Source organism: Sandaracinus amylolyticus, assembly GCF_021631985.1.
Taxonomy (GTDB): domain Bacteria; phylum Myxococcota_A; class Polyangia; order Polyangiales; family Sandaracinaceae; genus Sandaracinus; species Sandaracinus amylolyticus_A.
Window position 1 is genome coordinate 1,490,335 of sequence record NZ_CP070225.1, and the last position, 25,633, is coordinate 1,515,967.

General features: G+C 70.6%; 24 protein-coding genes. 11 read left to right on the forward strand and 13 right to left on the reverse strand.

All coding sequences use genetic code 11. The features are described 5' to 3' along the window. Window positions 1–12 precede the first annotated feature (12 nt). Window positions 13–519: a hypothetical protein gene (locus I5071_RS06145; RefSeq protein WP_236604450.1), complete on the reverse strand. Its 507-nt coding sequence runs from the start codon at window positions 517–519 to the stop codon at window positions 13–15. A 65-nt stretch (window positions 520–584) separates the two neighbouring features. Between I5071_RS06145 and I5071_RS06150 the strand changes: the two genes are divergently transcribed. From I5071_RS06150 to I5071_RS06170, 5 genes are all read left to right on the forward strand, one after another. After that, entirely contained in the window at window positions 585–1,793 is a 1,209-nt protein-coding gene (locus tag I5071_RS06150) for an imelysin family protein (RefSeq protein ID WP_236604451.1), read from the forward strand. Beyond that, complete coding sequence (locus tag I5071_RS06155) at window positions 1,793–3,172, forward strand: di-heme oxidoredictase family protein (protein ID WP_236604452.1); 1,380 nt, start codon at window positions 1,793–1,795, stop codon at window positions 3,170–3,172. Before I5071_RS06150 ends, I5071_RS06155 begins: the two co-directional genes overlap by 1 nt. Beyond that, complete coding sequence (locus I5071_RS06160; RefSeq protein WP_236604453.1) at window positions 3,169–4,236, forward strand: imelysin family protein; 1,068 nt, start codon at window positions 3,169–3,171, stop codon at window positions 4,234–4,236. The genes I5071_RS06155 and I5071_RS06160 overlap by 4 nt, the downstream gene beginning before the upstream one ends. After that, on the forward strand, window positions 4,237–5,553 hold the full coding sequence (locus I5071_RS06165) for an HTTM domain-containing protein (RefSeq protein ID WP_236604454.1): 1,317 nt from the start codon (window positions 4,237–4,239) through the stop codon (window positions 5,551–5,553). It begins immediately after the preceding gene. A 179-nt stretch (window positions 5,554–5,732) separates the two neighbouring features. Beyond that, window positions 5,733–6,695 (forward strand): energy transducer TonB family protein, encoded by a 963-nt coding sequence (locus I5071_RS06170; protein WP_236604455.1) that lies wholly within the window; start codon window positions 5,733–5,735, stop codon window positions 6,693–6,695. Window positions 6,696–6,746: 51 nt separating this feature from the next. Here the strand turns inward: I5071_RS06170 and I5071_RS06175 are convergent, their stop codons facing one another. The 9 genes from I5071_RS06175 to I5071_RS06215 all read right to left on the reverse strand — a co-directional run bounded on the left by I5071_RS06175 (window position 6,747) and on the right by I5071_RS06215 (window position 16,149). Further along, a complete protein-coding gene (locus I5071_RS06175; protein ID WP_236604456.1) occupies window positions 6,747–7,316 on the reverse strand; it encodes a peptidylprolyl isomerase in 570 nt (189 codons plus the stop codon). A 62-nt stretch (window positions 7,317–7,378) separates the two neighbouring features. Beyond that, window positions 7,379–8,344, reverse strand: coding sequence for a hypothetical protein (locus I5071_RS06180; protein ID WP_236604457.1), 966 nt, complete (start codon window positions 8,342–8,344; stop codon window positions 7,379–7,381). 64 nt (window positions 8,345–8,408) lie between these two features. After that, window positions 8,409–9,830, reverse strand: a complete 1,422-nt coding sequence (locus tag I5071_RS06185; protein WP_236604458.1) for a GDSL-type esterase/lipase family protein — start codon at window positions 9,828–9,830, stop codon at window positions 8,409–8,411. Window positions 9,831–9,931: 101 nt separating this feature from the next. Further along, entirely contained in the window at window positions 9,932–10,741 is an 810-nt protein-coding gene (locus tag I5071_RS06190) for an SDR family oxidoreductase (protein ID WP_236604459.1), read from the reverse strand. Further along, entirely contained in the window at window positions 10,738–11,901 is a 1,164-nt protein-coding gene (locus I5071_RS06195; RefSeq protein WP_236604460.1) for a homogentisate 1,2-dioxygenase, read from the reverse strand. The genes I5071_RS06190 and I5071_RS06195 overlap by 4 nt, the downstream gene beginning before the upstream one ends. Before the next feature lie 70 nt (window positions 11,902–11,971). Continuing rightward, the gene (locus tag I5071_RS06200) at window positions 11,972–13,123 is read right to left on the reverse strand and encodes a 4-hydroxyphenylpyruvate dioxygenase family protein (protein WP_236604461.1); all 1,152 of its coding nucleotides are present in this window, start codon (window positions 13,121–13,123) and stop codon (window positions 11,972–11,974) included. A gap of 25 nt (window positions 13,124–13,148) precedes the next feature. Next, window positions 13,149–13,799, reverse strand: a complete 651-nt coding sequence (maiA, locus tag I5071_RS06205) for a maleylacetoacetate isomerase (RefSeq protein ID WP_236604462.1) — start codon at window positions 13,797–13,799, stop codon at window positions 13,149–13,151. Between the two features lie 2 nt (window positions 13,800–13,801). After that, the gene (locus I5071_RS06210) at window positions 13,802–14,812 is read right to left on the reverse strand and encodes a fumarylacetoacetate hydrolase family protein (RefSeq protein WP_236604463.1); all 1,011 of its coding nucleotides are present in this window, start codon (window positions 14,810–14,812) and stop codon (window positions 13,802–13,804) included. A gap of 182 nt (window positions 14,813–14,994) precedes the next feature. Beyond that, a complete protein-coding gene (locus tag I5071_RS06215; protein WP_236604464.1) occupies window positions 14,995–16,149 on the reverse strand; it encodes a hypothetical protein in 1,155 nt (384 codons plus the stop codon). Window positions 16,150–16,219: 70 nt separating this feature from the next. Here I5071_RS06215 and I5071_RS06220 point away from each other — a divergent pair, with 70 nt between their 5' ends. Further along, entirely contained in the window at window positions 16,220–16,756 is a 537-nt protein-coding gene (locus I5071_RS06220) for a hypothetical protein (protein ID WP_236604465.1), read from the forward strand. Between the two features lie 38 nt (window positions 16,757–16,794). Further along, window positions 16,795–17,949: an acyl-CoA dehydrogenase family protein gene (locus I5071_RS06225; protein ID WP_236604466.1), complete on the forward strand. Its 1,155-nt coding sequence runs from the start codon at window positions 16,795–16,797 to the stop codon at window positions 17,947–17,949. Between the two features lie 70 nt (window positions 17,950–18,019). Here I5071_RS06225 and gcvPA read toward each other — a convergent pair whose 3' ends face one another. The 3 genes from gcvPA to gcvT form a co-directional block, all read right to left on the reverse strand. Then, complete coding sequence (gcvPA, locus tag I5071_RS06230) at window positions 18,020–19,372, reverse strand: aminomethyl-transferring glycine dehydrogenase subunit GcvPA (RefSeq protein WP_236604467.1); 1,353 nt, start codon at window positions 19,370–19,372, stop codon at window positions 18,020–18,022. A 206-nt stretch (window positions 19,373–19,578) separates the two neighbouring features. Next, complete coding sequence (gene gcvH / locus I5071_RS06235; RefSeq protein WP_236604468.1) at window positions 19,579–19,968, reverse strand: glycine cleavage system protein GcvH; 390 nt, start codon at window positions 19,966–19,968, stop codon at window positions 19,579–19,581. Window positions 19,969–20,050: 82 nt separating this feature from the next. Further along, complete coding sequence (gcvT, locus tag I5071_RS06240; RefSeq protein WP_236604469.1) at window positions 20,051–21,190, reverse strand: glycine cleavage system aminomethyltransferase GcvT; 1,140 nt, start codon at window positions 21,188–21,190, stop codon at window positions 20,051–20,053. Window positions 21,191–21,377: 187 nt separating this feature from the next. On the opposite strand from gcvT, the gene I5071_RS06245 reads away from it, so the two are divergent. The 4 genes from I5071_RS06245 to I5071_RS06260 all read left to right on the forward strand — a co-directional run bounded on the left by I5071_RS06245 (window position 21,378) and on the right by I5071_RS06260 (window position 25,624). Beyond that, a complete protein-coding gene (locus I5071_RS06245) occupies window positions 21,378–22,868 on the forward strand; it encodes a sigma 54-interacting transcriptional regulator (protein ID WP_236604470.1) in 1,491 nt (496 codons plus the stop codon). Window positions 22,869–22,931: 63 nt separating this feature from the next. Next, complete coding sequence (locus tag I5071_RS06250; RefSeq protein WP_236604471.1) at window positions 22,932–23,858, forward strand: prenyltransferase; 927 nt, start codon at window positions 22,932–22,934, stop codon at window positions 23,856–23,858. After that, entirely contained in the window at window positions 23,859–24,593 is a 735-nt protein-coding gene (locus tag I5071_RS06255; RefSeq protein WP_236604472.1) for a ferrochelatase, read from the forward strand. It abuts the gene before it with no gap. A 65-nt stretch (window positions 24,594–24,658) separates the two neighbouring features. Next, window positions 24,659–25,624: a bifunctional helix-turn-helix transcriptional regulator/GNAT family N-acetyltransferase gene (locus I5071_RS06260; RefSeq protein WP_236604473.1), complete on the forward strand. Its 966-nt coding sequence runs from the start codon at window positions 24,659–24,661 to the stop codon at window positions 25,622–25,624. The last annotated feature ends 9 nt before the right edge of the window (window positions 25,625–25,633 follow it).

The window sequence follows — 25,633 nt, forward strand, 5'->3', positions numbered from 1 at the left end:
GACTCCGATCCTTCAATCGAACAACGATCGATCGAATACGTAATCGCGATCGGGCACGAGCGTGTGACACGAATTGCACGCTCCGTCGGACGAGCCCGGATATCCCGCGCCGGGCGGTGGGCTCTCTCCGCGCCAGACCACCACGACTCCGCCGCTCGCGTCGATCGCGAGATCGAAGAACTCCCATCCTCGCGCGCCGGTCGCGTTGAAGTCGCCGCCGCGCTTCACCATCGCGTGGATCTCCCACGTGGAGGGCTCTCCGAGCTCGGCGGTCTTCACGAGGATCGTGCCGACGGGGAAGGGCGCGCTCGCGCTCTCGGGCACGTGCGTGAAGTAGAGGCGACGCGTCGCTCCGTCCTCGTGCGCCATCGTCAGGCTGCCCGGCGGGAGCTCGAACGAAGGCCACTCGAGGAAGCGCTCGAAGTCCTCGTCGCGCGCGACGAATTCCGCGCCGGGCTCCGGCGCCGCGCACGCTGCGATCGAGCACGCGATCGCGAGCACGAAGAGCCCTCGGATCATCACGCGAGAATGCCGATCTGGAGCTCGGCTTGACAATCGACGGTGCGCAAATGAGAGTCGTTATCATGGTATTTCCGACCCAGGGTCATCTATTCCGTGCTCTTCCGATCGCGCTCGCACTGAGCGCGTGTGGCGGCGAGAGCGCCCCACCGGTCACTGCGGAGGAGTCGCTCGAGGTGACCGAGACCTACGCGCGCATCCTGCACGCCGCGTACTCCGACGCGGTCACGGGCGCGCAGGCGCTCGACGGCGCGATCGACGCGATGCTCGCGTCGCCCTCGGAGAGCACGCTCACCGCGGCGCGCACCGCGTGGACCGCGAGCCGCCCCGCGTACCTCGAGACCGAGGTCGCGCGCTTCTACGACGGCCCGATCGACGATCCCGAGACCGGCCCCGAGGGCCTCGTCAACGCGTGGCCGCTCGACGAGGCGTACATCGACTACGTCGTCGACGCGTCGGGCACGCCGGTCGAGGGTGGTCTGATCTACGACGACGCCGAGCTGCCCACGATCGACGAGGCATCGATCGCGGAGCGCAACCAGGTGGGCTCGGAGGAGAACGTCTCGACCGGCTATCACGCGGTCGAGTTCCTCCTCTGGGGCCAGGATCGCAGCACCACGGGCCCGGGCGCGCGCGCGCACACCGACTACGTCGAGGGCGGCGAGGCCACTGGCGTGGCGCGTCGTCGTGCGTACCTCGCGGCGACCTCGTCGCTCCTCGTGACGCACCTCGAGGAGGTGCGCGACGCGTGGAGCGAGTCCGCCGGGAACTATCGCGCCGACATGATCGCCGCCGCCGACGAAGACCCGCGCGAGCCGCTGCGCCGCATCCTCGTGGGCATGGGCAGCCTCAGCGGCGCCGAGCTCGCGGGCGAGCGCATGAACGTCGCGTACATGACGAAGGAGCAGGAGGACGAGCACTCGTGCTTCAGCGACACGACGCTCCAGGATCAGCTCCACGACGCGATCGGCATCCGCAACGTCTACCTCGGTCGCTACACGCGCACCGACGGCAGCGTGGTCGAGGGCGAGAGCCTCTCGGATCTCGTCGCGTCGCGTGACGCCGATCTCGACGCGCGCATGCGCGAGCAGCTCGACGCGTCCGTCACCGCGATCGAGGCGATCCCCGGGCCCTTCGATCAGGCGATCCTGGGCACCGACGACGCTGCCGGTCGCGTCGCGATCGCGGCCGCGGTCGATGCGCTGCGCGCGCAGACGCGTACGATCGCGGAGATCGCGGCGTTGCTCGGCGTGACGATCAACCTCGAGGAGTGATGGAACGCGCGGCGTCGTCGGTGATCCTGTCGGTCCTCGTGCTCGCGTGCGCGCCCGCGGATCCATCGGGCTACGAGCCCGGTGAGGAGCGCTCGGGCGGAGACACGACGGTGTTCGACACGTCGCGCGCCGCGTACTCGATCTCCGCGCGCAACCTCACGTTCGACGAGCGCTCGCGCTTCCTCGTCGGCAACAACTTCTTCGGCGACAACTGGGTCGTCGCGCCGTCGTCGACGTCGGCGCGCGACGGCCTCGGGCCGCTGCACAACGCGCTCTCGTGTGGGTCCTGCCATCTCTTCGACGGACGCGGCGAGCCGCCGGGCGAAGGCGAGGAGATGGTCTCGATGCTCGTGCGCCTGAGCGTGCCCGGACAGGACGAGCACGGGGGCCCGCTCGGTGAGCCGACGTACGGCGGGCAGCTGCAGCCGCGCGCGATCCCCGGCGTGCCCCCCGAGGCCGCGACGCACCTCGCGTGGGAGGAGATCCCCGGCACCTACGAGGACGGCGAGGCGTACTCGCTGCGCCGTCCGATCCTCACGATCGACACGCTCGCCTACGGCCCGATGCAGGACGACGTGATGACCAGCGCGCGCGTCGCGCCGCCGGTCTACGGCCTCGGCCTGCTCGAGGCGGTGCCCGACGCGACGCTGCTCGCGCTCGCCGATCCGAACGACGCCGACGGCGACGGAATCTCGGGCCGCGTCAACCACGTGTGGGACGCGACGCGCGGCGAGACGGCGATCGGTCGCTTCGGATGGAAGGCGACGCAGCCCACGATCCGCCAGCAGACCGCGGGCGCGTTCCTCGGTGATCTCGGGATCACGACGTCGCTCTTCCCGTCGCAGGAGTGCAGCGAGAGCGAGACCGAGTGCCGCGCGGCGACGGCCGGCGGTGAGCCGGAGTGCGAGGACGACATCCTCGACTTCGTCGTCTTCTACGGCCAGACGCTCGCCGTGCCGGCGCGCCGCGAGGCCGACGATCCCGAGGTGCTGCGCGGCAAGCGCCTGTTCCGCGACGCGGGCTGCGCGTCGTGCCACGTGCCACGCCTCGAGACCGGCGAGCACGAGATCAGCGCGCTCGCGGATCAGATCATCTACCCGTACACCGACATGCTGCTCCACGACGTCGGCGACGAGCTCGCGGATCACCGCCCCGACTTCGAGGCCGACGGTCGGGAGTGGCGCACGCCGCCGCTCTGGGGGATCGGGCTGCTCCAGACCGTGAATCGCCACCAGCTGCTGCTGCACGACGGGCGCGCGCGTGGCTTCGCGGAGGCGATCCTCTGGCACGGCGGTGAGGCCGAGGCGTCGCGCGAGGCGTTCCGCGCGATGTCGCGCGACGAGCGCGAGGCGGTCCTGCGCTTCCTGGAGTCGTTGTGAACAAGCTCCGCTCCGCCGCGATCGTGCTCGTCGTCGCGCTCGTCGCGACCGCGTGCGTGATCATCAGCAGCAACGCCGGCGGGGTCGATCGCGCGCCGGTGCTCCGCGACTCCGCGGAGATCGTGATCGTGCCCGGTTATCGCGCGCTCGCCGCGGAGGCGGTCACGCTGCGCGAGTCGCTCGACACGCTCTGCGCCGCGCCCGACGCCGAGTCGCTCGAGGGCGCGCGCACCGCGTTCCGCACGACGTCGCGCGCGTGGGAGCGCACGCTGCCGTGGGCGATCGGACCGATCGTCGACGAGCGCATCGAGGGCGACATCGCGTTCTGGCCCACGCGCCCGACGACCATCGAGTCCAGCCTCGCGTCCGCGACGACCATCGACGACGCGTGGGTCGACGGGCTCGGCGCGACCGCGAAGGGTCTGCCCGCGCTCGAGTACCTGCTCTTCGAGCGCGACGCGGTGCTCGAGGACGCACGACGCTGCGCCTACGCGGCCGCGCTGGGCGCGCACCTCGCGCGTACCACGCAGCGCCTCGTGGCCGCCTGGGAGGGCGGCTACACCGAGTCGTTCGCGACCGCAGGGCGCGGCAGCACCGCGTGGCGCACCCAGCTCGACGCGCTCTCCGCGATGCTCACCGAGATGATCGCGTCGGTGCAGACGACGAAGATGACGAAGCTCGGCGTCCCGCTCGGCAACGAAGCGGGCGGGGTTCCGCAGCCGAGCGCGGTCGAGCTCCCCTACGCGCACGTCTCGATCGACGCGATGATCGCGACGCTCGAGGGCCTCCGCGCGCTCTGGCTCGTCGAAGGAGGCGAGGGCCTCGACGAGTGGGTGCGCGAGCGCGATCCGGCGCTCGCCGATCGTGTGCTCGTCGAGATCGACGCCGCGATCGCCGCGCTCCGCGCGATCCCCGAGCCGCTCTCGACCTACGTGCAGAGCGGAGACCTCACGGCGGGCGAGACCGCGTTCACTGCGCTGCGCGCGCTCGAGCGCACGCTCGCGACCGACGTCTCGGGCGCGATCGCGCTCTCGGTGATGTTCACCGACAACGACGGAGACTGAGTGCGCGCGACCCTCGAGAGGCCGGTCGACGGCGCGTCGCTCGGGGCGTTCCGGATCGCGTTCGGCGTCGTGATGCTGATCGCGATCGTGCGCTTCGCCGCGATGGGGTGGATCGACGAGCTCTACGTCCGCCCCACGTTCCACTTCACGTTCTGGGGCTTCGAGTGGGTGCGCCCCTGGCCGGGCATCGGCATGCACGTCCACTTCGCGGCGCTCGGCGTGCTCGCCGCGATGATCGCGCTCGGCGTGCGCGCGCGCATCGCGGCGCTGCTCTTCACGATCGGCTTCGCGTACGTCGAGCTCTGCGACGCGACGTACTACCTGAACCACTACTACGCGATCGTCCTCTTCGGCGCGCTGCTCGCGGCCACTCCGTGCGATCGCGTCCTCGCGCGGGATGCGCGCGGTCGTCGCGATGCCCAGGTGCCCTTCGCCGCGATCCTCGCGCTGCGCGCGCAGCTCGGGATCGTCTACCTGTTCGCGGGGCTCGCGAAGCTGAACGCCGACTGGCTCGTGCACGGCGAGCCGCTGCGCACGTGGCTGCTCGCGCGCACCGATCTCCCGATCCTCGGCCCGCTCTTCGTGCACGAGGAAGTCGCGCTCGCGATGAGCTGGGCGGGCGCGCTCTTCGATCTCTCGATCCCGTTCCTGCTCTCGTGGCGTCGCACCCGCCCCCTCGCGTACCTCGCGGTCGTCGCGTTCCACGTCACGACCGCCGCGCTCTTCCGCATCGGCATGTTCCCGTGGGTGATGATCGCGCTCACCCCGATCTTCTTCGCGCCGGACTGGCCGCGACGTCTGCTGCGCGCCGCGCCGATCGAGCACGCACGCGAGCGCATCGCGATCTCGCCGCTGGTCCTCGCGGCGCTCGGCGCGTGGATGCTCGTGCAGATCGCGCTGCCGCTGCGCCACCTCGCGTACGACCGCGACGTGTACGCGGGCGATCGCCTGTGGACCGGCGAGGGCATGCGCTGGGCGTGGCACGTGATGATCTCGGAGCGCGCGGGCCTCGCGGAGCTGCGCGCGATCGACGACGAAGGACGCAGCTACACGATCGATCCCTCGCGCGAGCTCACGCCGCTGCAGGTGCGGATGATGGCGATCGAGCCCGATCTGCTGCTGCGCTACGCGCACCACGTGCGCGACGAGCACGCGCGCCGCGGCCATCACGTGCGCGTGCACGCCGACGTGTTCGTGTCGCTCAACGGTCGCCGCAGCCGTCGCCTCGTCGATCCCGAGGTCGACCTCGCGTCGCAGCAGGACGGCCTCGGCGGCTACGCGTGGGTCTACCGCCGCGACGAAGCGCCCATCGAGTGAGAACGGCCACGGCGCGGCGTACGTCGTTCGCACTTGACGGAGCGGGTCGGGATCGCACATACCAGGCGTGAGAACGATTCTCGGATTCGTTCTCTGGGTCCCGCACCGCAGCCATCGACGCAGCACCACGAATGGACGCAGCAAGCCCTCGGTTGGACGCGGCCCCGGATCTCGGGACCGTGGAGCGCGCAGGCGAGATGCCCGATGCGCTCGCGAGCGACACGCCCTCGCGACGCCCACACGGGCCGCGCGCGACGCCTCCTGCGCCCACGCCGCCGCGGCGCGAGCGTGAGCGCGACGAGAGCGGCGCGAGCATCCCGGTCGTGCTGATGCTCTCGCTGGGCGCGCACGTGCTGCTCGCGGTGGTGCTCACCGCGCTGCCCGCGTCGGCGAGCCTCTCGCTCGGTGCGCCGATGATCGAGATCGAGGTGTCGATGCCGGCGCCCACGATCGCGCCGCCCGAGCCCGAGCCCGAGGTCGTCCCCGAGCCGGAGCCCGAGATCGCGCCCGAGCCGGTGCGCGAGGCGCCGCGTGTCGCCGCCGCACCGCGTCCCGAGCGCGCCCCCGAGCCGGCGGCCGCAGAGCCTCCTCCCCCCGCGCCCGAGCCGCCCTCGAGCGCCCCGCCCTCGCTCGACGAGGTGTTCGGCGAGCCGCCTCCGCCGCTGCCCTCGCTGACCGCAGCCGGTGGTGAGGCGGCTGGCTTCGCCGTGCCCGCGGGCTCCGCCGACGGTGCCGCCGGCGGTGTGCCCGGTGGTCGTGGTCGCGCGATCGGCGCGTCGGGGATCGGCACCGGGAATGGCACTGGCCCCGCAGTGTCCGGCCCCAGCGCCGACGAGGTCCGCCGCGCGCGTCGTGCCTACGCAGAGCGCGTCCGCGAGCTCCTCAATCGCGTCGTGCGATACCCGGTGCCGGCGCGTCGCGGTGGCATCGAGGGCCGCGTCGTCGTCGCGCTGCGCATCGCGAACGACGGTCGCCTGCTCGCGACGCGCGTGAGGACCTCGTGCGGCTATGCGCTGCTCGACGAAGCCGCGCTCGCGGCGGCGAACGACCTGCGCCAGCTTCCCGCGCCGCCCTCGCTCGCCGGGTGGGACAGCGCCGGCGACGAGCTGAGCATCCCGGTCGTCTTCGAGATCACTCGCTGACGGAAAGCGAACGAGCGCGCCCTCTCGCGAGGAGCGCGCTCGTCTTCGTGATCAGGCGCGCGAGATCTGGATCTCGTTCAGCGTGATCGGCGTGCGCGGACGGTCCTGCGCGTCGCGCGGCGAGTGCGTGATCTTGCTGATCAGCTCCTGCCCCGAGATCACGTGACCGAAGACGGCGTGCTTGCCGTCGAGCCACGGGGTCGGCACCTCGCACAGGAAGAACTGCGAGCCGTTCGTGTTCGGGCCGGCGTTCGCCATCGAGAGCACGCCCGGACGATCGTGGCGCAGCTTCGGGTGGATCTCGTCGCCGAAGCGCCAGCCCGGACCACCGCGGCCAGTGCCCGTCGGATCGCCGCCCTGGATCATGAACTCGGGGATCACGCGGTGGAAGATCGTGCCCGAGTAGAGCGGGCGCTTCGTCTTCTGGTTCGTCTTCGGATCGGTCCACTCGACCTGACCGGTCGCGAGCGCGACGAAGTTCGCGACGGTGCGGGGCGCCTCCGCCTCGAAGAGCTTCACGGTGATGTCGCCCATCGACGTCTTGAACGTCGCGCGGAGCTCGCCGGTGCCGGGGACGAGTGTCTCGATCGGCGGAGCAGGACTATCGGGATTGGCAGCCATCGCTCAGGTCTCCTCGTTGGCTCGAATGGAGCGCGAGGATGCCATAGGCACGCGCGAGCGGGTCAACTGAGCGTCTTCGCCTCGAGCGCTTCCTGCGCGAGCGCGTCGAAGCTCGCGGCGCGCGCGCGTCGTTCTTCTTCCTCGTCGTAGAGCACGCGGATCACCTTCGGATCGACGCCCATGATCCGACTGATCGCAGGGCCGAGGATCGGACCGCTCACCGGGTGGTTGAAGAGGTCCTGCAGCGCGCGGAGGAAACGCGTGAACGGGCGGTTCACGTGATCGGTCTTGCGACCGAGCAGCTGGATGCGCTTGAAGGCCTCGACGAGGCGCTTGTTCGTCGGATCGACGAGCTCCATCGGCCCGAAGAACACGTCACGGAAGAAGGGCTGCGCGTGGTACATGAAGCCCACGAGCGCCCACGCCGCGCGCGCCTCTTCGAGCGCCGACTTCTTGGGCCGCGAGGCGAGCCACGCGTCGTACTCGGGCGACGCGTAGTACTCGCTCATGTGGTAGTCGACCGCGATGTGCCGCGACTCGTCGCGGTTGATGAGCTTCATCGCCTGGTGGCTCATCTCGTCGTCGACGTAGTCGTCGAGCGAGCGCAGCAGCGCGACGTCGAGGAGCAGCTCGCCGGTCGTGATGTACGCGTTCGCGATGTCGGGCGCGAGGTGCTGCACCGCGTTCACGAAGTGCTTCCGGAAGCGCACGAGGTGCGGATTCAGCTCGTAGCGCTGGTAGCGATGCACGTCGTAGTGACGCGCGAGCAGCGTCGCCACGCGCGAGTGCCGCTCCTCGTCGACCACGAACGTCGAGAAGATCTGGCGCATCGTCGCGTCGCGCGCCTGATCGCGCTGCACCTCGAAGAGCGCGCCCGCGAGCAGCTCGATGCCGCTCATGTCGGTGAAGTACTGGCAGACCGCGATCTCGTCCTCGCGCGAGAGCGCGCGCGGCGTGACCGACCAGTCGAGGTCCTCGATCCGCCACTGATCGCGGCGGCACATGTCGAGCATCCGAGCGACGTCCATGGCGCGACCACCTCCACGGCTTCCGTGGAGCATACGCGCCCGGCGCGCGATCGACGAAGTCAGCTCACGGCGTCGCGGTGGTGCTCGGGCGCTCGGTCGCCGCGATCATCGCGGTCGGTCCGTCGTAGCCGTCGAGCAGCGCGCCGTGGAGCACCTCGCCGAGGCGCTGGTACCCACGCAGCGTGTAGTGCACGTGATCGCGCTGGGCCCACGCCGGGTCCTGCGCGGCCCACTGCACCATGTGCATCGGGCCTCCGCCGAAGCCCACGAGGTCGAAGAACCCGCAGCCCATCTCCGCGGCGACCCGGCGCTGGGTGTCGACCACCATCGCGGTGCGCGGACGCTCCGAGAACGTGCCGTCGCGGTTCGCGATCGGACGATCGCTCGGACCGATCAGCAGGCACGAGGCGTTGGGCACCGTCGCGCGCGCGCGTGCGACGACGCGACGCAGATCGCGCTCGTAGATCTCGATCGGCTGATCGTCGTCGCCGCTCTCGTTGGTGCCGTATGCGAGCACCACGAGATCGGGATTGCGACGACGCACGTGCTCCGCCCACAGCGTCTCGTCCCAGAGCAGCTGCGCCGCGGCGCGCGCACCGTTGATGCCGAGCGTGTCGATCACCACACCGGGCACCTCGCGCTCCACCGCGACGCCGTAGACCGTGACCGGCCCGTCGCCGCGCGGGCGGATCTCGAAGCTGTGCGGGCCGTCGGGCACCGTGAAGAGCGCGTAGTCCCCGCCGGTGTCCGCGCCGCGGGTGCGCACACGACCGACGACACGATCGTCGATGCGCACCTCGACCGTGCCGCCCTCGGGCTGGCGCAGATAGAAGAGCTCGAAGCGGCTCGCGTGGCGCTCGCCGGTGACGACGCGACCGAACGCGCGCGCCGAGCTCGAGGTGAGCGCGACGCCCGCGAGGCCGTAGAGGCCGGCGACGGTCTCGCCGACGCGCACGCGCGCCGCTTCCCAGAGGCGATGGTTGCTCTCGACGGTGATGTCGAGGTGGCGATAGTGCGGCCACGGATGCGCGGGCATCACGAAGCCGTGGCCCGCGTCGCCGAACTCCTGCTGCAGCATGCGGCGCAGCGTGCCCGTCGCGAAATCACCCGCGACGTGCGAGGCGCCGTACACCACGACGCGCGCTTGTCCCTCGCCCATCGCCGCGCGACGCAGCGCCGCGTGGAACGTGCGCATCGAGGTGCCGCTCGGATCGAAGAGCGGCGTCTGCACGCCGAGGACGATCTCGCCGTTCTCGTCGAGCACCGGCGCTTCGCCCTCGATCGATCCCTCGGGACCGCTCTCCTCGGCGATCGCGTCGGCGAGGCGATCGGTGCGGGGATCGAGGGCCGCGGTCACGTCGCCTTCGAGGGGCGCGCCCCTCCGCACCTGCGGCTGCGCCTCCGCTTCCGCGCCGCACCCGATCAGGGTGCCCGCGATCAGGAGCGCCGACAGCGCATCGCGCGCCGAGCGACGAGAGAAGCCCACCGAAAGAAAATGTAGAGACGGAGCGGCCTCGTCAAATTCTACGAGGTCACATGTGCGTGCTCGACTCCCGTCGAGCGACATTCGTTTGAGGTCCAACGATTTCAGGTCGTCCGGCCGACCAGTGCCTCGCATCGGGACCAGAACGCGCCACGGAAGGTCGCGTCATCCGCGAGCGGGTGGCTCGGCGCGATGCGGGAGTCGGCCCAGTAGCGTCCGCTCTCGCGCCCGCCGTCGGCGTGGGTCGCGAGGTGCACGCTCGTGCGCGCGCCTTGCTCGACGCTCGCGCCGGTCGAGCCGAAGCCCTCGCGCAGCAGCTTCGTGGTGATGACGCCGGGATGCAGGCTGTTCGACGTCACGTGCGTTCCGGTGAGGCGCTTCGCGAGCTCGTGCGCGAAGACGACGTTCGCGAGCTTGCTCGCCGAGTACGCACCGTAGCCGTCGAACGCGCGCTTCGTGAGCGCGAGGTCGTCGAGCTCCAGGCGACCGCGCTGATGCGCGACCGAGCTCACCGTGATGATGCGAGACGGAGCGGCGGCCTTCACCACGTCGAGCAGCGCGTGCGTGAGCACGAACGGCGCGAAGTGGTTCACCGCCATCGTCGTCTCGAATCCGTCGGACGTGACGCGCCGCTCGTTCATGAACACGCCCGCGTTGTGCAGCAGCACGTCGAGCGCCGGCGCGAGCGCGCGCACCTCGCTCGCCAGCCCGCGCACCTGGTCCATCGACGCGAGATCCGCGCGGACGCGCTCGAGCGATGCGCTCGGCACCGCGCGCCGGATCGCGCTCACCGCCGCGTCGATGCGCGCGTCGGAGCGGCCGTGCACGATCACGCGCATCCCACGTCGAGCGAGCTCGAGCGCGGTCGCGAGCCCGATGCCGTCGGTCGCGCCGGTGACCAGCGCGGTCTTCACTCGACGAAGCTGTCCTGGTAGGCCGCGTCCTCCACCGCGCGCGCCGCGTTCGTCGGCCGCAGCGGGAGGAAGCAGTCGAGCATCACCGCGAGCTCGTCGGTGCGATGCGTGCCCCGGCTCTTCTCGTACGCGCCGGGGTGCGGGCCGTGCGGGATGCCGGCGGGATGGAACGAGACGCTGCCCGGTCCGACGCCACGACGCGACGTGAAGTTGCCGCGCACGTAGAAGAGGAACTCGTCGACGTCGACGCTGGAGTGCGGGTAGGGGCAGGGGATCGCGTCGGGATGGAAGTCGACGACGCGCGGCACGAACGAGCAGATGAGCCCGCCGCGGATCGCGAACGTGCCGTGCCACGTCGGCGGCAGGTGCACGAGCCCGGCGCGCGGCTGGAAGTTGAGGATCGGGAACGCCCACGGATAGATCGAGCCGTCCCAGCCGACGACGTCGAGCGGCGAGTGCGTGAGCGAGAACGCGTGGAAGCGACCGTTCTTGCGCACGACCTGGGTGCGGACGTTCTCGTCGATCGGCCCGACGAAGTCGGGGCGACGGAAGTCGCGGTGCGAGTAGGGCGCGTCCATGCGGAGCTGCCCGACCTCGTTGCGCCACTGGCGCGGCAGGTGGAGCCCGCCGTGGCACTCGAAGATCAGCCAGCTCTGCGGGCCCTCGGGGATCCAACGATGGAGCAGACCACGCGGCACGAACACGTAGTCGTCCTGCTCGTAGCGCACGTCGCCGAGCATCGTGCGCAGCGTGCCGCGGCCCTCGAACACGTAGACCAGCGTGTCGGCGTCGCCGTCGACGAAGTAGACGGGATCGGGCGTGCTCGGCTTCGCGATCGAGAGCGTGACGTCGGCGTTGAAGAGCAGCGGCTCGCGCGCATCGATCGGCGCGGTGCCCTTCACCTTCAGCTCGTTCGTCTTGTAGTGACGCTTGAGCAGCCGGTGATCCTCGGACGCGCTCGCGTTCGTCGGGATCGTCCACCCGTGCGTCGTCGCGACGAGGCGCTGCTCGTGCGGACGATGCAGGTGGTACGCGATGGTGTACGGGCCCTCGAAGCCCTGCTGCGTGATGCACTCTTCCCAGCGCAGCTCACCGTCCGAGCCGGTGAGCGCGATGTGGTGCTTCGCAGGGATGTCGCCGAACGCGAGACGCTCGATCATCGGTGCACGTTCCTCCGGCGCTCGTAGGTGCGCGTGGAGCTCCGAGGCGCGCTGAGGAAGCGCACCTCGATCAAATCCGTCCTTCCATCTTGTGCTGGCGCTCGATGCTCTCGAAGAGCGCGCGGAAGTTGCCGCCGCCGAAGCCCTGCGAGCCCTTGCGCTGGATGATCTCGTAGAAGAACGGACCCGCCTCGCGCTCGCCGTAGAGACCCGCCGAGTCCTGCAGGAAGATCTGCAGCAGGTACTTCTTGAGCCCCTCGCCGTCGACGAGGATCTCGAGCTCGCGGAGGATGTCGCTCTTCTCGTCGATCTCCTTCACGCCGGTCTCTTCGAGGCGCTGCGGGAGCATGTCGTAGTAGGTCCCGGGCGTCGGCATGAAGCGCACGCCGCGCTCGCGCAGGCCACGCACCGCGGGGATGATGTCCTTCACGCTCAGCGCCGCGTGCTGGATGCCGTCGCCCTTCTGGTCCTCGTGGAAGAGGTTGATCTGCGACGCGCGGAAGAAGGGACGCTTGGGCTCGTTGTTCGCGAACTTCGCGCCGCTCTTGCGATCCCACATGACGGTCGACTTGAGGCCCGAGCCGCTCTCGCGCTCGCCCGCGACGTCGTTGGTGTGGAACTGGATGTCCCAGAAGCGCTCGAAGCCCATCACGTGCTCCATCCAGAGCAGCGCGGGCGACATCGTCTCGAAGTTCGACGTGATGTGATCGATGCCGAGGAAGCCGAACGCGTTCTTCCCGCCCTGCGGCGCCGCGTGCTTCTTCATGCCGGGGTACGTGCCGTCGTAGCGATCGCGCTGCACGAAGCGGAACGTGCTGCCGCCGAACGGCGTGGTGATCGAGAACGTCTTGAACGTGCCGAGATCGTCCTTGGTCTCGATCACGTCGGAGATCGGCGTCGCGCCGCGCGACTCGAGGACGCGCAGCGCGTGCGCCGCGTCCTCGACCTCGAAGATGAGCGTGCCGACGCCGTCGGGATGCTTCTGCAGCCAGCGCCACGCACGCCCGCCTTCGCCGACCGGCTGGCTGACGAGCACGCGCACCGCGCCCGCCTCGAAGATCACGCTCTTCTGCTTGCCGCGCGCGGCGAGCGCGTCGTCGGACACCGCCGTCTCCGCGAAGTCGAGCGCGCCGGTGTAGAAGTGGCGGCTGCGATCGAGATCGTGGACGTAGTAGTGGATCGCTTCGAGGCGACGGATTCCGACGGGCTCACGCGAGGTCATGCAGTCTCCGGAAAATCGTTGGAGCTCAAACGGGTTTGGGAGCGTCCGGCTGCGCATCGGGGTGCGCCTGCTGGAACGCGGGGAGCGCGAGGCACGCGGCCTCGACGCGGACGAGCAGCGGGAAGCGCGCGTCGAGATCGGGCACCTCGAAGCGGCGCGCGGCGTTGAGCTGAGGGACGAGGCAGAGGTCCGCGATGCTCGGCGAGTCGCCGACCGAGAAGCGGCCCGCGACGTCCTTCGCGCGCGCCTCGTACGCGGCGAGGCCGAGCTCGTTGAAGTGGCGCGCGTGGAGCCTGCCCGCGCCCGCCTGGAGCGCGTCCATACGCGCCATCGGGGCGAGGTTCTGGTGCGGCTGGATGCCCGAGTTGACGATCTCCGCGAGCTCGCGCGCGCGGCAGCGCAGATAGGGATCGCGCGGGAGCAGCGCGGGCTCGGGGTGGAGCTCGTCGAGGAGCTCGATGATCGCGATCGACTGCGAGACGACGACTCGCTTGCCGTTCACCTCGAGCTCGAGCGCGGGCACCTGGTCCATCGGGTTGCGCGCGTGGTGCTCTGCGCTGCGCTGCTCGCCGTGCACGATGTGCACGGGCACGTACTCGTACGAGAGACCCTTGAGCGCGAGCGCGGTGCGCACACGCCACGACGCGGACGAACGCCAGTAGTTGTAGAGCTTCATGCTCAGACTTTCGTGCGACGCGTGTCGCTGCGCTTCTCGAAAGGCACGACGGTCTGTGCGATTCGTCCGAAGAGGCTCCGTCCCGACGCGTCGCTCATCTCGATCTCGACGCGATTGCCGTACGTGAGGAAGGGCGTGCTCGGCGCGCCGGTGTCGAGGATCTCGCGCATGCGACGCTCCGCGAGGCACGAGATGCCGCGCGCGGGATCGGCGTTGCTCACGGTGCCGCTGCCGAGGATCGTGCCGGCGCCGAACGCGCGCGTCTTCGTGATGTGCGCGATGAGGTCGTAGAACGAGAAGTGCATCTCGGGGCCCGCCTCGGGATCGCCGACGAGGCGACCGTCGAGCCAGGTGCGCAGCCGGAGGTGAACGCGCCCGTCCTTCCACGCGTCGCCGAGCTCGTCGGGCGTGATCGCGAACGGCGAGAACGCGGTCGCGGGCTTGCTGCCGAAGAAGCCGAAGCCCTTCGCGAGCTCGTCGGGCACGAGGTTCCGCAGCGTGACGTCGTTCGCGAGCATCAGGAGGCGCACGTGGCGCGCGGCCTCCTCCTTCGTCGTGCCCTGCGGCGTGTCGCCGAGGATCACGCAGACCTCGGACTCGAAGTCGCAGCCCCACGCGACGTCGGCGAGCGGGATGTCGTCGGTCGGTGCGAGGAAGTCGCTCGAGCCACCCTGGTACACGAGGGGATCGGTCTCGAGCGTCGCCGGAGGCTGCGCGCCGCGCGCCTTCCGGACGAGCACGATGTGATTGATGTACGCGGAGCCGTCGACCCACTCGTACGCGCGCGGAAGCGGCGCGCGGAGCTGCGCGACGTCGAGCGGGCGCGACTCGATCTGATCGTGCTCGAGCCGATCGGCGACGGCGCGGAGCGCGGGCTCGACCGCGTCCCACTCGTCGAGCGCGCGCTGCAGCGTGGGCGCGATCTCGGTGGCCGGCGCGTAGCGCGTTCCGTCGCGACGAACGACGACGAGAGCTCCGTCGCGCGTGCCGTTCCTCAGCGTGGCGAGCTTCATGGGCGGGGCAGTCTACTCCTCGCTTCGCAGCGAGCTTCGACCGCGATCCGCGCCGGTGAGCATGCTCACCGGATCGACGCACTGCGGCGTGAGCGATGAGCCGCTCTCCGCATGCGGAGGCACTCGACGAAGCGTCCGCGCGCTCCCTCCGGGACCTGCGGGACGAGCACTCCCGCAAGCACTCAACGCGTCGCGGCTTCCAGGTACGAGCGCGGGTGCTCGTCGAGGTCGACGCGGATCAACATCGCGCGTCGCACGTGCTCGGGACGCGGCTCGATCGCGAGCGGCGCGATGCGCTCGACCTCGCGCTCGGGCAGCCAGTAGAAGAGCGAGTCGATCGGCGGCACGAACGCCTGTCGGCGCAGCCCCTCGATCTCGGCGCGCGCGCCGCCAAAGAACGAGACGTCCCACGCCGCGCGGAACGCGGCGACCTCGGCATCGGTGAGCGCGAACGACTCGCGGAGCGCGCCGTAGATCGCGTCGCGCGCGGGATCGATCGCAGCGTCGGGCGTGGTGACCGAGATGGTCGCGCCGGGCGCGGGCACATCGATCACGCGCACGCGGGTCGCGCTGGGATCGTCCTCGCGATGCACGAGCACGAGGCGCCCCGGCAGCGCGCTCTCACCCGCGTGGTGCACGCGCAGGGTTCCGTCCTCGGCGCGCGTGATCTGCAGCGGAAGGCGCGCGGGGAGCGCGCCGCGATAGAAGAGGTGATTGAAGTCTCGACCATCGACCTCGAGGCACGCCGCGTCCGATGCCTCGTAGCGACGCAGCTCCGAGGCCTCGCAGTAGAAGCGCAGCGCTTGGTCGCAGGGCGCTTCACCGGGCGCGGGATACGACGAGCCGGTGCACGACTCGGTGCGCGCGGTCGCGCGCCAGCGGACCCACTGCGTGCGCTCGTCGTGATCGGAGGTGAGCGGCCAGTGCTCTTCGATCGTTCCGCCGGGGAGCTCGACGCGGACGCTGAGATCGATCGGCGCGTGCCCCGGCGGGAGGTGCACGTAGAGCAGCGGCGCGCGCGGACGACCGACCGGAGGGCGCGGCGGCGTGGGCGTCGGAGTCGGAGACAGGCCGAGCGGCACCGGCACGTCGCGCATCAGCTCGTCGCGCGGCACGCCGCGACCGGGCACGCCCGAGAGCGCGAGCTCTCCGAGCGGCCCGCGGTCGGCGCGCACGTCGATGACGCCCCACTCGTGCACCGCGAGCCCCGCGATCACCTCGACGTCACTGAGCGGCGCAGGTGGAGGCGCTTCGGTCCTCGTGGTGGACGCGGGACGATCCTCGCCGCACGCAGCGAGCGAGAGCGCGATCAGAGCGAGCAGAGGAGGTCGGCGCACGCCGCGAGTATGGCCGCTTTTTTGACCCGCGATCGCCGGGCGTAGTACCGGCGTCTCCGGAGGCACCGCCATGCACCGATCGCTCGTCACGCTCGTGATCTTCGCGCTCCTCGGCATCGGTTGCTCGGCGGCGCACGAGCCGCGCGACGTCGCGACCGGCATCTACGATCTCCGCGTGCGCGGCGAGGTCGATGCGTGCTCGCCGTCGCGCGCGACCGGCGAGATGGGGCTCGTCGGGATCGTCGCGGGCTCGGGCGTGGTGAACGTGGGCGTGCCCGACGTGACGTCGCTCGCGATGTCGCGCGTGTCGCTCGCGGCGACCGCCGGGTTCCACACCGAGGCGATCACCGCGATCGAAGGATGCGAGGGCGCGAGCGTGCGCCGCGCGTGGACGCTGCTCGAGACGACGTCGTCGGGCTTCGGGCTCGCGATGACCGAGGAGTGGACCGGTCTCGCGGGGTGCGCCGCAGCGCGCGATCGCATGCCCGCCGCGCCCGAGAGCGACTGCCACGCGGAGCGCGTGCTCGAGTACCGGCTGATGGAGATGTGCGAAGCGCCGTGCTCGGTCCGCGTGAGCGCGGGCGTCGTGAGCTGCACCTGTGACTGACGCTTGAGCTCCGCCGCGCATCGCGGTCTCCTCGCGGGATGGACTTCGAAGAGCGTGAGGAGCAGCGGATGCTGCGCGAGGGCGTGCGTCGCATCGCGACGTCGTTCGGCCATCGCTGGTACGTCGAGCGTGCACGACGCGGCGAGAAGACGCAGGAGCTCTGGGACGCGCTCGCGCGCGAGGGCTACCTCGGTGTGAGCCTGCCCGAGCAGTACGGCGGCGGAGGGCTCGGGATCAGCGAGCTCTGCATCGTGTGCGAGGAGCTCAGCGCCCAGGGCTGCCCGCTGCTTCTGCTCGTCGTGTCACCCGCGATCTGCGGCACCGTGATCGCGCGCTTCGGCGACGACGCGCAGCGCGCGCGATGGCTGCCCGGCCTCGCGAAGGGCACCTCGACGATGGTGTTCGCGCTCACCGAGCCCGACGCGGGATCGAACTCGCACCAGGTCTCGACCACCGCGGTGCGCGACGGCGACGGATGGCGGATCTCCGGCCAGAAGTACTACATCTCGGGCGTCGACGAGGCCGAGCAGATGCTCCTCGTCGCGCGCACCGGCACCGACGCGCGCACCGGGCGCGGGCAGCTCTCGCTCTTCGTCGTCGACACCGACGCGCCGGGCCTGAAGCGCGATGCGATCCCGATGGAGATCGTCTCGCCGGAGAAGCAGTTCACGCTCTTCTTCGACGACGTGCGCGTGCCCGGTGATCGTCTGATCGGCGGCGAGGGCAACGGCCTCAAGGCGCTGTTCCACGGGCTCAATCCCGAGCGCATCACGTCGGCCGCGTACTGCGTGGGGCTCGCGCGCTACGCCCTCGACAAGGGCGCGGCGTACGCGCGTGAGCGCAAGGTGTGGTCGGTGCCGATCGGCGCGCACCAGGGCATCGCGCATCCGCTCGCGCGCGCGTGCATCCAGATGGAGCTCGCGAAGCTGATGACGCAGAAGGCGGCGTGGCTGCACGACGCGGGCAAGGACGCGGGCGAGGCGTCGAACATGGCGCGCCTCTCCGCGGCCGATGCCGCGATCGACTCGCTCGACGCGGCGATCCAGACGCACGGCGGCAACGGTCTCGCGTCGGAGTACGGCCTCGCGGACCTCTGGGGCTTCGCGCGCTTGCAGCGCATCGCGCCGGTGAGCCGCGAGATGGTGCTCAACTTCGTGTCGCAGCACTCGCTCGGGCTGCCGAAGTCGTACTGAGGAACAGCGTCGACCGCAGAGGACCACAGAGAAGAGTTTTCCCTCTCTGCGGCCCTCCGTGGCGAGACCCTCAGACCGCCGAGAGCGCGGCCACGAAGCGATCGAGATCTTCCTTCGAGTGACGCTCGGTCACCGCGACGAGGAGCTCGCGCTCACGGCCCGGGAACGACTTGCCGAGGTCCACGCCCGCGAGGATGTGCTTCGCCGCGAGCGCCGCGAGCAGCGGGGCCGCCGCGCCCTCGTTGCGACGCACGACGAACTCGTTGAACGTCGGCGCCGTCGTCGCGATCGTGAAGCGCCCGGTCTCCGCGATCTTCTTCTTCAGGTACTCGGCCTTCGCGAGGCACGCGCGGCCGACCTGCTCGAAGCCCTTCTTGCCGAGCATCGAGCAACGGATCGTCATCGCGAGCGCGATGAGCCCGTGGTTCGTGCAGATGTTCGACGTCGCGCGCTCGCGGCGGATGTGCTGCTCGCGCGTGCTCAGCGTGAGCACGAAGCCGCGCTCGCCCGCCTGGTCGACGGTCTCGCCGCAGATGCGGCCCGGCATCTCGCGGATGAACTCCATCTTCGTCGCGAAGAGGCCGACGCCGGGACCGCCGAGCTGGGGCGGGCACGCGAGCGGCTGACCCTCACCCACCGCGATGTCGACGTCGTACGCGCCCGGCGGCTTGATCACCGAGAGCGCGTAGGGCTCCGCGGTCGCGGTCACGAGCAGCGCGCCCGCCGCGCGCGTCTTCTCGCGCAGCGTCGCGAGATCTTCGACCGCGCCGAAGAAGTTCGGATAGCCGACGATCACCGCCGCGACGTTGCCGTCGAGCAGCTCCAGGACCGACGCGACGTCGGTGCGCCCGTCGTCCGCGACCTTCGCGATGCGGACCTCGATCTCGCCCGAGTCGAAGCCGCGCACGTAGGTCTGCACGGTCTGCACGTACTCGGGGTGCAGCGCGCCCGAGAGGACCACGTGCTTCTTGCCGGTCACGCGGCGGGCCATCAGCGCGGCCTCGGCGACGGCGCTCGCCGCGTCGTACATCGACGCGTTCGAGACCTCCATGCCGAGCAGCTCGCAGACCGTGGTCTGGAACTCGAAGATCGACTGGAGCGTGCCCTGCGAGACCTCGGCCTGGTACGGCGTGTACGCCGTGTAGAACTCGCTGCGCAGCAGGAGCTGGTCGACGGCCGGCGGCACGTGGTGGTCGTAGATGCCGGCGCCGAGGAACGAGAGCGCGCGAGACGCCTCGTTCTTCGCCGCGAGCGTCTCGAGGTGCGCCATCAGCGTCGGCTCGTCGAGCGCGGGCTCGACCGCGAGCGGACGCCCGAGGCGGTGCGCCTTCGGGATGTCGGCGAAGAGGTCGTCGATCGACTGCACGCCGATCGTGGCCAGCATCGCGCGGATCTCGTCGTCGGTATGGGGCAGGTACCGCATGTGCCGTCGCCTTCTGCTGGAGCCGCTGCTTCGGATCAGCAACGGCCCGGAATCTCGGGGCTGTCGAAACGTCGCGCCGTGCTGGCGAGGGGCAAGTGGGGTCGGGGCCCCGCGCGCAGCGTTTGGGGTGGGGGGCCCCGATCCGGCTTTTCCGGTCGGGGGAGGGGCTGCTCCTAAGAAAGCAGAGCCAAGACCCCTCCGAGAGCTCAGTGATCCAGGGTGCCGAGGAACGCTTCGTAGGCCGCCGCGTCCATGAGGCCGTCGAGGCCGCCGGCGGGCTTGAGCGCGATCATCCAGCCCTTGTCGTACGGGCCTTCGTTCACGAGCTCGGGCTTGCCGTCGAGCGCGTCGTTCACCGCGACGACCTCACCGGCGATCGGCGAGAAGAGCTCGCTCACCGTCTTCACCGACTCGATGTCGCCGAAGCGGCCGTGCTCCTCGAGCTTCGTGCCGACCTTGGGCAGATCGACGAGCGTGACGTCGCCGAGCTGCTCGACCGCGTACGCCGTGACGCCGACGCGAACGGTGCCGTCCGCCTCGAGACGCGCCCACTCGTGGTCCTTCGTGTACTTCAGATCGCTCGGGTAGCTCGCCATGGCTCTTCTCCTCGAGGGTCGATGTGCGAATCGCGAGTCGACTCGTGCGACTCGCGATCGGAAACGAACGAAGCGCGCGCTCTCAGCGGCTGCGCTTGTAGAACGGCGTCTTCACCACGACGGCTTCGATCGAGCGGCCGGGACGCACTTCGATCCCGATCCGCGAGCCGATCTCCGCCAGCGCGGCCGGGACGTACCCGAGGCCGATGTTCTTGTCGAGCGTCGGCGAGGGCGATCCGCTCGTGACGAGCCCGATCGTCTTCCCCGGGGTCTCGCTGCCGGTCCACTCGACGATCGCGTGGCCGTGGCGCGCGATGCCACGTCCGACCATCTCGAAGCCGACCATGCGGCGCCCGGTGCCTGGCGATGCAGCGCCCGCCGCCTTGATCTTCTGGAGCGCGGCCTTGCCCAGGAAGTCGCGCGGCTTGTCGAGCTTCACGACCCATGCGAGGCCCGCCTCGAGCGGGTTCGTGGTCTCGTCGATCTCGTTGCCGTAGAGCGAGAGACGGCCCTCGAGGCGCAGCGTGTCGCGCGCGCCGAGGCCCGCGGGCTCGAGGCCGAGCGGCTTGCCCGCCTCGACGAGCGCGCGCCACAGCGTCGCCGCGTGCTCGTTCGCGCAGAAGAGCTCGAAGCCGTCCTCCGCGGTGTAGCCGGTGCGCGCGGCGATCACGGGCACGCCCGCGACCTTGCCGTCGGTGAGCGAGAACGACGACAGCGAGGTGATCGCATCGTCGGCGCCCGCAGCGCGCGCGACGTCGAGCGCCTTCGGGCCCTGGAGCGCGATCAGCGCGAAGCGATCCGAGGCGTCCTCGAAGCTCGTCTTGCGACCCTGCACGTGCTTCGCGAAGTGCGCCGCGATCTTGTCGCGGTTCGACGCGTTGCACACGACGAGGAACTTCTCGCGGCCGCGGCGATACACGATCAGATCGTCGAGGATCGTGCCCTGCTCGTTGCACGCGACGCAGTACACGGCCTTGCCGTCGGGCAGCTTCGTGAGGTCCGCGGTGACGAGCTCGTCGATCACCGCCTCGCTCTCCGGCCCCTCGAGGAGGAGCTCGCCCATGTGCGAGACGTCGAAGAGACCCGCCGCGTTGCGCACGGCGTGGTGCTCCTTGACGAGCCCCGCGTACTGGACCGGCATGCTCCAGCCGGCGAAGGGGACGATGCGTGCGCCGAGCGTCTTGTGCTCGTCGAAGAGGGGAGTACGGCGAAGGTCGGTCATCGAAGGCGCCGGACATTAGCGGCGTGATCGGGTGCGTTCAAGGCGCTCCGAGGCGCCTCCGCGGCGCGTCACGCGCAGTGCTCACGCGGGTGCGCAACGGTGGGAGAGCGACGCCGATAGCGCGGCCACGCCTATGGAACAGATCGTCCTACTGGAAGACGGGGAGCGCCGGCAGACATTCGATCTCGTGGAGCGCGGTCTCGAAGTCGGGAACAGGCCCGGCGTCGACATCGCGGTCTACGACCCAGCGGTCGCCGAGCGACATTGTCTGCTCTACCTGCGCGACGGTGACGTCGTCGTGCTCGATCTCCGCGACGAAGGTGCGCGCGCGTCGATCGTGCTGCGACCGAACGACCGTTTCGTGCTCTCGCCGCGCCACGCGCTCGTGCGGGTCTGCGACGCGACGCGGCCGCGGGTGAGCGCCGTACGCACCGAGCCGATCGCGATGCGTGAGCCGGAGAGCGGAAGGCTCACGCTGGTGATCGGCCACGGCGCCGACGCGCGACGCCACGCGATCGGCGAGCGATCGATCACGATCGGCACCGGGAAGCGCTGCGACGTGTCTCTGCACGATCGATCGGTGAGCGCGGAGCACTGCCGCATCGAGCCGAGCACCGACGGGCTCGTCGTGCGCGACCTCGCGAGCCGCAACGGCACGTACGTGAACGGGACGCGCATGTACATCGCGCGGATCGGCCTCGGCACGAGGCTGCGGGTCGGGCGCACCGAGCTCCGCGTCGTGGCGCGCGACCGAGGGGCGGCGCGCGAGGATGGATTGGTCGCGTCGTCGCCGCAGATGCTCGCGCTGCTCGAGAAGGTCGAGCGCTTCGCGCCGACGCCGTTCCCGGTGCTGATCCGCGGCGAGAGCGGCGCGGGCAAGGAGGGCATCGCGCGCGCGCTGCACCTGCACGGGCGAAGGCCCGAGGGCCCCTTCGTTACGGTGAACGCGGGCGGGCTCGCGCCGAGCCTGATCGAGAGCGAGCTCTTCGGGCACGAGAAGGGCGCGTTCACCGGCGCGATGGGGCAGCGGCGCGGCGTCTTCGAGCAGGCGCACGGCGGCACGCTCTTCCTCGACGAGATCGGCGAGCTCCCCGCCGAGATGCAGGCGCGTCTGCTGCGCGTGCTCGAGACCGGCGAGGTGCGGCGGGTCGGCGGCGAGCACGCGTTCCACGTCGACGTGCGGCTCGTGTGCGCGACCCATCGTGACCTGCCGGCGAAGGTGCAGGAGGGCTCGTTCCGGCAGGACCTCTACTACCGCATCGTCACGTTCTCGCTCGCCGTCCCGCCGCTGCGCGAGCGCCCCGACGACGTGCGCGCGCTCGCGATGCACTTCCTCGGGATCGAGCGCGATCGCATCGGCCCGCGCAGCCTGAGCGAGGCCGCGCTGCAGCGCCTGCTCGCGCACGACTGGCCGGGCAACGTGCGCGAGCTGCGCAACGTGATCCAGAGCGCGGCGACCACGTCGTCGGGGATCGTCGACGTCGCGGATGTCGACGCGGCGATCGAGGAGATCTCCGGGCCCGCGATGCGTCGCGGCGAGGAGCCCGCATCGATCGCGGACGCGATCGCGCGTTACGGCTCGCAGGCCGGGGCGGCGCGCGCGCTGCGCATCCCGCGGACCACGCTGCGCGATCGCATGCGCGCCGAGGGCGCACGCAAGAAGAAGCAGACGGGTTGATCGAGCGGGGTCGCGCGGGATGGGGCGCGGGACTATATGGCCTGAGTGTCCGCTGCGAGCTCGATGACGACACGCGCGCGCTGGGCGTTCGCCCTCAAGCCGGCGAGCTGGCCGAAGCTGCTCGTGCCGATGGCGCTCGGACAGGCCATCGGGATCGATGCGAACGGCGGGGTCTCGATCGCGGGCCTCGTGATCGGTGCGCTCTTCACGGTGCTCGATCTCGTGTTCGTCGTGCTGCTGAACGACTGGGGCGATCAGGAGGTCGATCGCGTGAAGCGATCGATGTTCCCGCACTCGTCGCAGAAGACGATCCCCGACGGGATCCTGCCCGCACCGACGTTGCTCCTCGTCGGCGGGCTCGCGGGCGTCGGTGCCGCGCTCGTCGCGCTCGCGGGGGAGATCGCGCTCGATCGACCGTGGCTCACCGTCGGGGCGGTCGCGTCGCTCGGGATCTTCGTCGCGTACACGCTGCCTCCGCTGCGCCTCAACTACCGCGGGGGCGGTGAGCTGCTCGAGGCGCTGGGCGTCGGCGTCGCACTGCCGTGGATCAACGCGTACGCGCAGAGCGGTCGCGCGCTGCCGCCCGCGCTGATCGTGCTCCCGGGCTTCGCCGCGTTCGCGCTCTCGTGTGCGGTCGCGAGCGGTCTCGCCGACGAGCGCAGCGATCGCATGGGCGGCAAGCGCACGTTCACGACGATGCTCGGCAACACACTCGCGCGGCGCCTCACGAACGTCCTCGCGCTCGCGGGCGGTCTGATCTGGGCGCTGACGGCCTGGATCGGCGCGCACGGCACGCCGACGATCCCGCTGGTCGCCGCGGCGGCGAGCGCCCTGCTCGCGTGGGACGGAGTGCGGCGCGCGAGCGCGGCCGCCGTGACCGACGCGTTCGATGCGCAGCGGAGCTACAAGTCGTCGCTGCACCGGCTGGTCTGGGAATCGAGCATCGTGCTCGCGGTCGGCATGGCGATCGGACCTCTGCTCGGCTTCTGAATGACGACCATCCAGACCCACGCGCACGACGAGATCGAGGCGCTGCTCGCGGAGCGCGACGAGGCCTTGGGAGCACGCTGGCGCTCGCTCTGCCCGGGGCGCGAGCTCGCACGCCCGCTGCGCGACCTGATCCCCGATCGCGCGCTGCCGATCGACGTACGGCTCGCGGCCGCGCGCGGGATCGCGGCGGTCGCCGAGGCGGTGCACCGCAACTTCCCCGACAACCTGTTCTGCGATCTCGAGCTCGTCCTCGCGCGGCTCGAGCGCGGCGGCGCGACGCACGGCACGTCGTGGATCGACGCGACCGTCTCGACGATCGTCGACCTTCACGATCTCTTCGGGCACGCGACGACGATCCAGTTCCGCTACGTGCACGACTTCCTCTACGGGTTCGACTGGGCGCGCTGGGTGCGTCGCGATCCCGAGACGCGACGCGTGATCGGACCCTTCGATCCCGGCTTCCTCGCATACGCGCGACGTCGTGGTGGCGAGCTCGTCGAGCTCATCGCGCACGACGACGAGAAGTACCACCGCATCCCGCGCGGCCATGATCGCAACCCGTTCGCGTTCCATCGCGATCCCGAGTCCGAGGCCAAGCTGCTCTCGGATCTCGCGACGCGCGGATGGATCCCGGTCGAGGCATGGAAGCGCGACGCGGCACCGCGCTGGGATCGCGACTACGCGCTCGAGCGCGAGCGGCGCGCGCGCGACCTCGGGCTCGTGCTCGACCGCTGAGGCGGCCCAGAGAGCGCTCTGCGCGGGTTGCTGGCGGCCGATGCATAACGTGTTATGCATCTGTCGTGGCGGACATCCTCGCGGACCTGGGCTACGTCGCGCTCGGCAGTCGGTTGAAGCGATTGGCGGAGCGCCTCCAGACCGATGCGGCGGCGATCATGGCTCGCGCGGGGCTGCCGACGCAGCCGAGCCATTTTCCGCTCCTCACCGCGCTCGATCGCCATCAGGCGCTCACCGTGACCGAGGTCGCCGACATCCTCGGCACGAGCCAACCCGCGGTCACTCGGACCTTCACGAGCCTCGTCGAGCTGGGGCTCGTGACGACCGACGTCGATCCCGCGGACAAGAGGGTGAAGCGCATGCGGCTGACCGCTGCGGGCGCCAGCGTCGTCGCACGCATGAAGACGCTGGTGTGGCCCTCCGTCGATCTCGCGGTGCGCGAGATGGCCGCCGGGCCCCCGACGGACCTGCTCGGGCAGATCGCGCGCATCGAGGACGCGTTGGCTCGAGAGAGCCTCGTCTCGCGCACGCGCGCGCCGCTCGCGCTGGTCGAGTGGGACGACGCTCTCGCCGAGCGCTTCTACACGATCAACGCGGAGTGGATCCGCCAGATGTTCGCGCTCGAAGCGACCGACGAGGACGTCCTTCGCCATCCTCGCGAGCGCATCATCGATCGCGGCGGGACGATTCTCTTCGTCGAGGCCGAGGGGCTCGGCATCGTCGGCACCTGCGCGCTGATGCCGATCGCGCCCGGCGTGGTCGAGCTCACCAAGATGGGCGTGCTCGAGTCTGCGCGCGGCAGGAAGGCCGGTGAGTTCCTGCTCGCTGCAGCGCTGGACCGCGCGCGCATCATGGCCCCGCGGTCGCTCTTCCTCCTCACGAGCCGGAAGTGCGAGGCGGCCATCCACCTCTACGAGAAGGTCGGCTTCGTGCACGACGCCGACGTCATGGCGAAGCACGGGCGCAAGTACGCACGCTGCGACGTGGCGATGTCGTTCCCCTTGGCGGCGAAGGGGAAGGCTCGACGCTGACGCGGAGAG

Excerpts from the sequence above, each read along its gene's own strand:
- I5071_RS06225 (WP_236604466.1), top strand. The coding sequence starts at position 16,795 with ATGGACTTCGAAGAGCGTGAGGAGCAGCGGATGCTGCGCGAGGGCGTG.
- I5071_RS06145 (WP_236604450.1), bottom strand. The coding sequence starts at position 519 with ATGATCCGAGGGCTCTTCGTGCTCGCGATCGCGTGCTCGATCGCAGCG.
- I5071_RS06220 (WP_236604465.1), top strand. The coding sequence starts at position 16,220 with ATGCACCGATCGCTCGTCACGCTCGTGATCTTCGCGCTCCTCGGCATC.
- I5071_RS06250 (WP_236604471.1), top strand. The coding sequence starts at position 22,932 with ATGACGACACGCGCGCGCTGGGCGTTCGCCCTCAAGCCGGCGAGCTGG.
- I5071_RS06150 (WP_236604451.1), top strand. The coding sequence starts at position 585 with ATGGTATTTCCGACCCAGGGTCATCTATTCCGTGCTCTTCCGATCGCG.
- I5071_RS06155 (WP_236604452.1), top strand. The coding sequence starts at position 1,793 with ATGGAACGCGCGGCGTCGTCGGTGATCCTGTCGGTCCTCGTGCTCGCG.
- gcvPA (WP_236604467.1), bottom strand. The coding sequence starts at position 19,372 with ATGCGGTACCTGCCCCATACCGACGACGAGATCCGCGCGATGCTGGCC.
- gcvH (WP_236604468.1), bottom strand. The coding sequence starts at position 19,968 with ATGGCGAGCTACCCGAGCGATCTGAAGTACACGAAGGACCACGAGTGG.
- I5071_RS06210 (WP_236604463.1), bottom strand. The coding sequence starts at position 14,812 with ATGAAGCTCGCCACGCTGAGGAACGGCACGCGCGACGGAGCTCTCGTC.
- I5071_RS06195 (WP_236604460.1), bottom strand. The coding sequence starts at position 11,901 with ATGATCGAGCGTCTCGCGTTCGGCGACATCCCTGCGAAGCACCACATC.
- I5071_RS06180 (WP_236604457.1), bottom strand. The coding sequence starts at position 8,344 with ATGGACGTCGCTCGGATGCTCGACATGTGCCGCCGCGATCAGTGGCGG.
- maiA (WP_236604462.1), bottom strand. The coding sequence starts at position 13,799 with ATGAAGCTCTACAACTACTGGCGTTCGTCCGCGTCGTGGCGTGTGCGC.
- I5071_RS06175 (WP_236604456.1), bottom strand. The coding sequence starts at position 7,316 with ATGGCTGCCAATCCCGATAGTCCTGCTCCGCCGATCGAGACACTCGTC.
- I5071_RS06200 (WP_236604461.1), bottom strand. The coding sequence starts at position 13,123 with ATGACCTCGCGTGAGCCCGTCGGAATCCGTCGCCTCGAAGCGATCCAC.
- I5071_RS06255 (WP_236604472.1), top strand. The coding sequence starts at position 23,859 with ATGACGACCATCCAGACCCACGCGCACGACGAGATCGAGGCGCTGCTC.
- gcvT (WP_236604469.1), bottom strand. The coding sequence starts at position 21,190 with ATGACCGACCTTCGCCGTACTCCCCTCTTCGACGAGCACAAGACGCTC.